General features: G+C 65.2%; 8 protein-coding genes and 1 pseudogene. 7 read left to right on the top strand and 2 right to left on the bottom strand.

Going from position 1 to position 8,897, the window contains the following annotated elements; translation table 11 throughout:
- A pseudogene (locus tag QZY03_RS21175) lies at positions 1-300 on the bottom strand (protein kinase); the annotation flags it as partial.
- 784 nt (positions 301-1,084) lie between these two features.
- Positions 1,085-1,729, bottom strand: coding sequence for a hypothetical protein (locus QZY03_RS21170; protein ID WP_295584332.1), 645 nt, complete (start codon positions 1,727-1,729; stop codon positions 1,085-1,087).
- 790 nt (positions 1,730-2,519) lie between these two features.
- Here QZY03_RS21170 and QZY03_RS21165 point away from each other — a divergent pair.
- The 7 genes from QZY03_RS21165 (at position 2,520) to QZY03_RS21135 (ending at position 8,855) form a co-directional block, all read left to right on the top strand.
- On the top strand, positions 2,520-2,693 hold the full coding sequence (locus QZY03_RS21165) for a hypothetical protein (protein WP_295584330.1): 174 nt from the start codon (positions 2,520-2,522) through the stop codon (positions 2,691-2,693).
- 297 nt (positions 2,694-2,990) lie between these two features.
- Entirely contained in the window at positions 2,991-3,665 is a 675-nt protein-coding gene (locus tag QZY03_RS21160) for a hypothetical protein (RefSeq protein ID WP_295584329.1), read from the top strand.
- Between the two features lie 113 nt (positions 3,666-3,778).
- Positions 3,779-4,807, top strand: coding sequence for a phage recombination protein Bet (gene bet, locus QZY03_RS21155; RefSeq protein ID WP_295584327.1), 1,029 nt, complete (start codon positions 3,779-3,781; stop codon positions 4,805-4,807).
- A gap of 110 nt (positions 4,808-4,917) precedes the next feature.
- Positions 4,918-5,937 (top strand): lambda-exonuclease family protein, encoded by a 1,020-nt coding sequence (locus QZY03_RS21150; protein ID WP_295584325.1) that lies wholly within the window; start codon positions 4,918-4,920, stop codon positions 5,935-5,937.
- A gap of 311 nt (positions 5,938-6,248) precedes the next feature.
- Positions 6,249-7,202 (top strand): AAA family ATPase, encoded by a 954-nt coding sequence (locus tag QZY03_RS21145; protein ID WP_295584323.1) that lies wholly within the window; start codon positions 6,249-6,251, stop codon positions 7,200-7,202.
- Positions 7,199-7,576 (top strand): hypothetical protein, encoded by a 378-nt coding sequence (locus tag QZY03_RS21140; protein WP_295584321.1) that lies wholly within the window; start codon positions 7,199-7,201, stop codon positions 7,574-7,576. Before QZY03_RS21145 ends, QZY03_RS21140 begins: the two co-directional genes overlap by 4 nt.
- An 88-nt stretch (positions 7,577-7,664) precedes the next feature.
- Positions 7,665-8,855 (top strand): DUF3150 domain-containing protein, encoded by a 1,191-nt coding sequence (locus QZY03_RS21135; RefSeq protein ID WP_295584319.1) that lies wholly within the window; start codon positions 7,665-7,667, stop codon positions 8,853-8,855.
- The last annotated feature ends 42 nt before the right edge of the window (positions 8,856-8,897 follow it).

Below are 8,897 nucleotides of genomic sequence, written 5' to 3'. Positions count from 1 at the left end.
GGTGTGGGGTGCGACGGTCGCCCGGTCGGTCGCCCGCCCGGCCAGTTCGCGCGGCAGGTATTCCTTGATCGCCACCCGGGTTTGGAGGTTCAGGTCCCAGCCCAGATAGGTGATACCGAACCCGCCCGGCTTGCCGAGCACGCGCCCAACCAGGAACTGGCCGTTGAGCAGGGTGCGATGGGGCAGCAGGAAGGCGCCGCGCGGGGCCGTTTCGTCGTAGCCGCAATGCGGACAAGGATTCGCCCGACCCTTGGCAGCAAGGCAACCGGGGCAGAGTGTGTTGAGGTCCAAGTCCTTCATGTACGGTTAATCCGTGCAGCGCCATCCGGCGAGAGGTCAAAAGCCGAATTTCGGATCGGTCCGTGCGGCGCGGACCCCGCGACTGGCCGTCAACCTCGATCCGATTGGTCAGAGTGTGGTGGCCGGCTTGTTTGAAGACCAGGGTTTCACTGGCCTTTACCCGTAACTCCCGCCCGTGGCCAAATCGTGGTGGGTGACGTGACGGACTCCCGACCATTATCCCGCCCCTTGCGGGCATCGAGACGATCAATGATGCCGGAATCGATCACCGCGGCGAATAGGAAGCGACGTAGGCACCTCCAGCGCGGCAGGGTCAGATGCTGAGATTGGCGCATTCATGGAGTCAGCGCAAGCCCGCACACGCCTGCGCATGTGACGGGTGTCAACTAATGGCGATTTCCGTCAAATCATGTAGCACCTCGCTCGGTTTTATTGCCCGCCTTCCGCGTCGCGCCGACAGTCACATAGCCCGACTATGCTCCTGTCGGCGATCCTTGAAGGCAGACGAAAATCCTTCGCGATCTGGTACATGATTTTCCGACAATCGCCTAAGTTATCCTACGGCACGCCGATTCATTGCGGCCAGATCATCGCGCGGGGCAATGCGTGCTGCCCTCGATTTCGACAACAAAAGCCACCACAGGAAGAGACGGGAGGTCTGGAGCGTCTGCGTGGATCGAGCGTCGGCCCGGATCGGCATGCCCTCGATGTGGGGCGAGGTCTCCGGTGACGACAAGCACTGTTCGCAGTCAGTGCTGATCGCGGGTGAGCCCCGATCCCCGAATTAGGCCGCGGTTGTCTCAGGCGCCGTCTCGGCTCCTTCGCCCGCTTCCTCCACTACGATGGCAACATCCCCCGTCGCCTCCTCAACCTCCGCCGCCTTTCCCTGCCGCGCCGCTGCCTCCCGGGCTCGCCGCTCCAACTGCACGATCTTGCGCCCAACGTCCAGCAACTCGACCCGCCAGGCGTAGACGGCGTGCTTGCGCTCCTTGTTGCTGAGTGCCCGGTTCAGCCACAGGACATCAATCTCCATCATCAACCGGTCGAGCACCTGCACCAGCGTGGTGTACAGGGCCAACTGGGGTGAGGAAATCTTGACGGTCAACGTTCGCGGTAGGGTATAGGCCACCGGTTTGGTGATGCCGTGCTGTTTGCGTTGCCCCTCCAACCGCTGGATCTCGGCCTCCATCCGCTGGGCAAACACCTGGATCATGGCATCCACGATGCCGTCGACCTGGTCCATTTCGTCGTCGTCGCCGATGATGCGCAGTACCACGTCGATGGCGTACAGCGCTGCGGCGACCCGGAAGAACCCGCGTTCCAGGACCCGTTGGGCGTGCTGGGACTGGACCTTGATGGTCTCGGGGACATAAGGCCGGCTATACCGGGACTCGCGGCGGGCAGACGGCTTGGGGGCGGTGGCGGCCATGGGGGGTTACCGAGTCGATGATGAGGAAGGGTCGAACGCCCAAGGTATGCCGCACGGCGTCTGGCTGTCAGTCGCCGAAGGTTGCGGAAATCCGCCACTTTGCGGGAGATCGACGCCGCTGACCGCGGGTTAGCCGAACAAGAGGCGATACCCGCTTGCAAGTTCGCGGGACATCGGCTACATATTCCCTGCGCGGTAGCTGGCCGCCCGAGGCGCTGCGGACCTCGGAAGAGCAAGCCATAACGATCCCTGGTCCCCTCGCGACTGCCCCGTCGGCGCGCGTCGACACGCGCCATCATCGATCAGCCACGCGGCCAAGCCCACCCCGCCCGCTACGGGCGTCTTCCTGACCCTGGCCGCCGACCCGTCGCGGCGGTGGTGCCCCGCAGCCACCAAGATCACCCGCGCGATCAGGCGCAGCGGTTCGCATTGAACGCTCCGACGCTTGCGCGTCGCGTCCCATTGCGCCGACCAACCCCCGATTCCCCTGTCCACTGCGATCCTGCTGTCGCTGGAGTCCGCTACGTGCGCAGTGGACAGGCGAATTGTCGCGTCTCCCTTGGTGGAGACCCGCATCGCGGTAGCTGGCCGCTTCAAGAAATCAGCACCACCGATGACCACGACCAACCGGGACCCGCGTCCTGAGTCAGGAGGGCTGCTACGGTGGGTGAGCCCCACCGGAGCGACCCGACCGCGGTCGCTCTGACCTCCGCAACCTGTTCGATAACCCCACCGGGCACCGACTGCCCCCCGGGGCATGGTGCCCCCTTCCTCCCTGGAGACCCGCGCCATGAGTGACCTCGCATCCACGCTCCTATACGGAGCGCTTCTCCTACTGATCGCGACCCTGGGCATCGCCGCCCGGATGCGCCAGGTTCGGGCGCGTCGCGCCCGCCCGACCGACTGGGCGCGTTACGACGTGCCCACCGTCATCCGCCGCCGCACCGGCGGCACCGACCACTAGGAGACCACCATGTCCAGAGGGATCAACAAAGTCATCCTGATCGGCAACCTCGGCAACGAGCCGGACGTGCGCTACACGACCTGATGTGATCGCCCGCCCCGATTCGGGGAGACGCGTTCTCTCCATCGCGGGAGATGCGTCTCCTCGGGTCTTGGCGCAGGCAAAACCGTTCGCCTCGCCATCAGCGACACCAGCGATGGCGTTCGTGCCGCTATTCACTTTTCTACCCCTGGGGGAGACTTCCTCTCCCCCTGCGGAGCGGTGCGTCTCACCGGGGTACACCCGCAGGAGACAACCATGATCGACTACTCGACCAAGGTCTGGACCGGAGCAACCCAGATCGTCGTTAAAGGGATGAAATTCTCGCTCGTCATCGCCCTCGACGACCACGATGACCCGCCCTGGGAACGGGCCGACGGCCACGGGCCGGTATCCGACTGGACCCGACGTGAGAAGCATCCGGGGGAACGCGTTCTCATCAAAGACCGCAACTTCCGGCGCTATTACGACGTGGCCCAGGCCCAGCGCATCGCGCTACGCGAGCGTTGGGGTACGCACCGACCGCCGGTCGCGCGCCCCCGCGTCGCCACGCGACTCCACGACGCCACGTGGTGCGACAGCGCAACGGTCACGCGACTCCAGGACTGGCTCACGGCACGCTTCGGCACCAAGCCGGCGAGCGCACGCATGGTTGCTGCCCAGGCGGTGGCGGAGGATTTCCAATACCTCCACGCCTGGTGCAAGAACGCGTGGTGGTACCTCGGCTACGAAGTGCGCCTGCTCGATGAGGACGGACGCGCGACGGCCCAGCGGGACGCGTGCTGGGGCTTTGAGTCCTGCGACGACTACATCCTGACGGCGGCGAAGGAGGCCGCCGCAGCGATCGTGGAGCACCTCCGCGAGTCCCAACGCAACGCTGCGCGCGCCCAACAGCGCGCGCTGTTTGACGTTTGGAACATCGCCTTCGCGTAACGGAAGGCAACCCAACGCCGGCCAAACCGGCATCACCGCAACCCCCGGGGAGCAGACCGACTCCCTACGGGGATGGTGTGTCTCCCCGGGTCATTCACCCTCGGAGACACACCATGGCAACCACCAAGAAGAGCCCATTAGCAGTCGTTCCCGGCACCGGCGCGATCCCTTGTCGTATCCCGGTGGCCACCGCCGTCCTGGCGGAGATCGGTCTCGACCCGAGTACCTGGGCGGTCCTCACCGACAGCATTTTCCCATCGGCGAACACCGCCGAAGGGATCGTTCTGGCGGTCAGGTATTGCCAGGCTCGCGGCTTGGACATCATGAAGCGTCCGGTCCACGTCGTGCCGATGTGGTCGAGCGCGAAGCGAAAATACGTCGAGACCATCTGGCCCGGAATCGCGGAAGTGCAGATTACGGCGGCGAGGACCGGGCTCTGGGCGGGCCTGGATTCTCCGAAGTTTGGTCCTGACCAAACGAAGACCTTCGCCGGTACGGTGATGCGCGACGAGCAATGGGTCGAGGCGCAGGCGACCGTCACCTTTCCGGAGTGGGCCGAAGTCAGGGTTTACCGGCTGGTCAACGGGGTTCGCTGTCCCTTCTCGGAAATGGTCTTCTGGGAGGAGGCCTATGCACGTCAAGGCAAGTCCCCGATTCCGAATGAGATGTGGCAAAAGCGTCCCCGCGGGCAGCTCCTGAAGTGCGCGAAAGCCGCATCGTTGCGAGCGGCGTTCCCGGAGGAGGCCGGTGAGTATACGGCGGAGGAAATGGCGGGAAAGGTGATTGAAGCGGACTCCGTACCCATGGCGTCCGTCATCGACACCCCGCCAGTCGCTGCCCAGGCCACGGTGCCAACCGTTCGAAAGGCTGCGGGGACTGTGTCAGCGTCGGTTGACCAACCTGCGACTGAGACGATTCCGCCGACCGACCAGGCCAAGACCACGGCCATTGATGAGGCAGTCCAGGCACAGATCAAGAAACTCGTTGGACGAGCCACCGCCACGAAGGCCTGGGGGCAGGCGGAGGACTACGCCCGCTCCCACTTCACCGGGGAACACCTGACCCTTGCCCTGAACGAACTGGGCAAGGCCGCGGCGGCAGCGGTCGCGGCGACCCAAGCGGAGGAGGCGCAGGCCGCCTGACCGCCGGAAGATCGCCATGGATGGCGGTCGCACACCGACGCTTACCCAACCCCACCGGGGCACCCGCTGCCCCGTGGGGCCTGGTGCCCCCTGTTCGTGGAGCACCAACCATGAGAGTCATCGATCTGGTCCAGCGCACCCCGGGGTGGCTGGAGTGGCGAGCGCAGGGGATCTCGGCCTCGGAGGTGGCCGTCATCCTGGGCCGCTCACCCTACAAGACGCCCTGGCGGCTGTGGGCGGAGAAGACTGGGCTCGTACGCCCGGAGACGGAACTGTCGAGCGATTGGTTCCGGAACAAAGGAATCGCCGGCGAAGACCCGGCGCGGCTGGCGTTTGAGCAGGCGCATGACACGATGCTCCTGGCGCTCTGCGCCGAGTCCGATGCGGACCCGTTATTCCGGGCCTCGTTCGACGGTATCGACGACGACGGCCACCCGGTCGAGTTGAAGGTCGCCTGTCAAGCGGTCTACCAAGAGGTCTTGGACCTGGGGCGCGAGTCCACGGCCTTTCACCTCTACTGGCCGCAGGTGCAAACGCAATTGTTCGTAGCAGACCAAACCAAAGGCTGGCTCGTGTTCTGGTACGGCCCCGGCGCCTGGGTGGAGTTCGAGGTCGAACGCGACGACGCGTTTATCACCGCGACACTCATCCCCGAGTGCCGCGCCTTCTGGGATCGGGTGCAAACCGACAAGGAGCCGCCCCGCGATCCGGAACGCGACATCTTCACCCCCACGGGCGAGGCGCTCGTGCAGTGGTCGCGGATGGCGGTGGAGTATCGCGATCAGGCGGCGCGCAAAGCGAAGGTGGACGCCGAAGCCAAGAAGCTCAAAGCGAACCTGGACATCATTGAGGAGGGCCTGGTCGCCATGATGGGCGACTTCATCCTGGCCGAAACCGCGGGCCTGAAGGTCCTGCGCTACAGCCAACGCGGGAACATCGGGTACAAGGACGCCCTGGCCGCGTTGGTCCCGGACCTTGACCCGAAGACCCTGGAGCCGTTCCGGGGAGCAACGTCAAACCGGGTGAAGGTCACCGTCCTCAAGGAGGAACGGGCGGCGGTTCCGTTCGACCAGGAGCAGTTGGAGGTCGTCCGCACCGAGGCCGAAGCGGACCAGGGCTTCTTCTTCTGATACGTCCGCCCCTGGCCCATGGATGGGCGCGGGGTCCGGTACCACGCATCTCGACACCCCGGGCCCCGGCCCGGCGGCTGTCCTCTGCCGACTCTGGCGATAGCGAGCGATCGAGTCTGCACGGGACAGCCGAATTGTCGTCTCTCCCATGGCGGAGAAACGCATAGCGCAAGCTGGGCGCTCAACAAGAACAGCCGAACTGAGAAGAGGTGCCCGCGGGCGCCCATCGACACCCCCGCCCGGGGAGACCTGTTCTCCCCAGCGGGAGGCGTGCGTCTCCTCGGGTTCCTCAACCGACCCTGGAGACAAACATGACCTACCAACGATTTGACGTGGCCAAGACCTTCGGCGTCCAGGCCCGTGCCGGGCTCGAAGTCCTCGGCTTCGCTGACGAGACCCATCCGCACATCCCCGTGCGCAAACCCTATGTGTTCCGTAACGAGGTGCTGCGGGACATCCTCGCCTTCCTGCGCGATCCCGGTGGGGATGGGTTTTTTCTGACCGGCCCCACCGGATCGGGCAAGACCAGCCTGGTGACGCAGGTGGCCAGCCGACTGTTCTGGCCGGTGCAGGCAGTCACGTGTCACGGACGCATGGAACTGCACGCCCTGATCGGCCAGTTCGTCCTGGTGCAGGGCGAGACGCGATTCGTTCATGGGCCCTTGGCCGTGGCCGCCCGCGATGGGCACCTGCTGATCCTCAACGAAAGTGACCTGATGGACCCGTCCGAGCTGGCGGGACTGAACGACATCATCGAGGGGCAACCCTTGGTGATCGCCGAGAACGGCGGCGAGGTCATCCGACCGCACCCGAAGTTCCGGGTGTTTGCCACCGGCAACTCGGTGGGCGCCGGGGACGGCTCGGGCCTCTACCAGGGGGTCCTGCGCCAGAACCTGGCCTTCATGGACCGCTTCCGCGTCGTCCATGTCGGCTACCCTGAACCCACGATCGAGAAGGAGATCATCAAGGCTCAGGCCCCGCGGCTGCCGGACTTGATCGTCGAGAAGATGATCGCCGTCGCCGGCGAGGTCCGCCGGTTGTTCGTCGGCGCCAAGGAGGGCGGGGCGGAGCTGACCGTCACGATGAGCACCCGGACCCTGGTCCGGTGGGCGGGCCTGTCCCTCACGTTCAAGGGCGCGCCCAAGGTGTTCGAGTACGCCTTGACTCAAGCGTTGACCGCGCGGGCCGAGCCCGAACAGCGTGAAGCGATCCACCGGATCGCCGCCGATGTCTTTGGCGACTACTGGGCGGGGTCGCAGCCGTGACCACGAAGACCTACGAACTGTTCCGTTTCACCCACCCGGATGGATCGGCCAAGGAGTGGGGTTACGCCGAAATGGGCACCGGTTCCGGGCTCTTTGAGGTCCGGTGGGGGAAAGCCGGTCATCTGGTGCAAAACCAGCTTGGTCTGACCCGCGCGATCATTCATCAGCGTCGGACCGAGAAGATGAACAAAGGCTACCAGCCGGTTGGGCGGCGGCTGATCAACACGGAAGGGGCGGTCAGTCCGCTGCCGCGCATTCAACCGCCGACACCCGAGCGCCCGCCAGCGCCGCAGTCCCCGCCGAGGAAGCCGCAGAAGTCCGCCATCGACATCGCTGCCCTGCTGGGTGGGGATGAAGACGGGTTCTACTTCTAAACCCATCGTCCAATCCAACCGCCAACCGCGGCGCTTGTGGTCGCCGCCAGGCGGTCGCGTGCGTCGTGGTGTGGCAAGGAGACCAACTGTGCAAGACATCCACCGCATCCAGCGCATCACCGATCAAATCACCCTGGTCGTGCTTGGTGTGAACATCTGGTCGGGGCGCAAGAAACTCCGGCCCGAAGACCTGAAGCTCGGGACCGAGATCCCGCCCGAGGAACTCGTGTCACTGGGGTCTAAAAGGATTTGCAATCCGGAGGCGCTGAACGCGTTCGGCCGCATCAAAAAGACTGGGGAGCGGGCCTGCCTGCGCGTCGGTACGCGCTTTCTGGGCGGGTACGCAGTTCCCAACTGCCATGCCGAGTCCTTGGCGGCGATGCTTGCGGTCATCAAGGCCGAGTTCGACGCCGAGATCATCACGTTTCTGTCCGAGTATGACCAGGCATTGGAGGACTGGATCTCCAGCCTGCCGGCCTGGGAGGAACCGATCCGGCGGGCCATCGAACCCGCCAATGTGGTCGGCGGCCGGCTGCGTTTCGGCTTTCAGTTGGTCCGGATCGCCCCGGCCGACACGCCGGGAACGCTGGAGCAGGAGGTCACCGGGCTCGGCGATGGGATTTTCGCGGAAGTCGAGCAGATGGCCCGGGAACTGGATCAGAGCTTTGAGGGTAAGGACAAACTCCACCGCCGTGCGCTGGGGACCTTCAGGCGCATCCGGGAGAAGTTGGCCTGTCTGTCGTTCATCGACCACCGGATTGCCCCGGTGGTCGACACGATTGATGACTGGTTCGCCCGGGTCCCGATGACAGGCCCGATCGAGGGGCCGATCTTCAATGAAGGCATGGGCCTCGCCCTGTTGCTGGGGAACGCCAAGCGAATGGCCCGGCACGGCGCTGGTCAACGGGCGATGCAGACCGGCGAGGGCGTGCCGGACCACGACGCGGAGACTGGTCTCGTAGCCCTGGACGGGGCGGGCGTTGACGCTGAGACGTCGGCTGCACCGCAAGCCACCGAGCGGTCCTTCGATGAGGAACTGGATGCGATCTTCGGGGCTGAGTCGGCAACGTCCGGCGCGCTTCCGCCCGCACGCATCGCGCTCCCGCCCGCGTCGTGGGTGGAACCCGCTGACGAGGAAACGGGAGAAGAGGCACTGGCCGTCGACGACGACGGCTTCTTCTTCTCGACTTTGGCCATTTCAGGGAGTCGAGGCCAGTTGATTCAGCACGCGTTGCCAATCCTGGCGGGAAATAACGAGGGCGTCCGGGTCTGCGGTTGAGTTGACGAAATTCGCCGCCGCCCAACTGGTGCGGCGCACCAG

This window comes from uncultured Lamprocystis sp., from assembly GCF_903933125.1.
Lineage (GTDB): Bacteria > Pseudomonadota > Gammaproteobacteria > Chromatiales > Chromatiaceae > Thiodictyon.
This window is presented reverse-complemented; position numbering and strand designations above follow the sequence as displayed.

Coding starts and splice junctions, on each gene's coding strand:
- QZY03_RS21160 (WP_295584329.1), top strand. CDS start 2,991: ATGATCGACTACTCGACCAAGGTCTGGACCGGAGCAACCCAGATCGTC.
- QZY03_RS21165 (WP_295584330.1), top strand. CDS start 2,520: ATGAGTGACCTCGCATCCACGCTCCTATACGGAGCGCTTCTCCTACTG.
- QZY03_RS21145 (WP_295584323.1), top strand. CDS start 6,249: ATGACCTACCAACGATTTGACGTGGCCAAGACCTTCGGCGTCCAGGCC.
- QZY03_RS21150 (WP_295584325.1), top strand. CDS start 4,918: ATGAGAGTCATCGATCTGGTCCAGCGCACCCCGGGGTGGCTGGAGTGG.
- QZY03_RS21170 (WP_295584332.1), bottom strand. CDS start 1,729: ATGGCCGCCACCGCCCCCAAGCCGTCTGCCCGCCGCGAGTCCCGGTAT.
- bet (WP_295584327.1), top strand. CDS start 3,779: ATGGCAACCACCAAGAAGAGCCCATTAGCAGTCGTTCCCGGCACCGGC.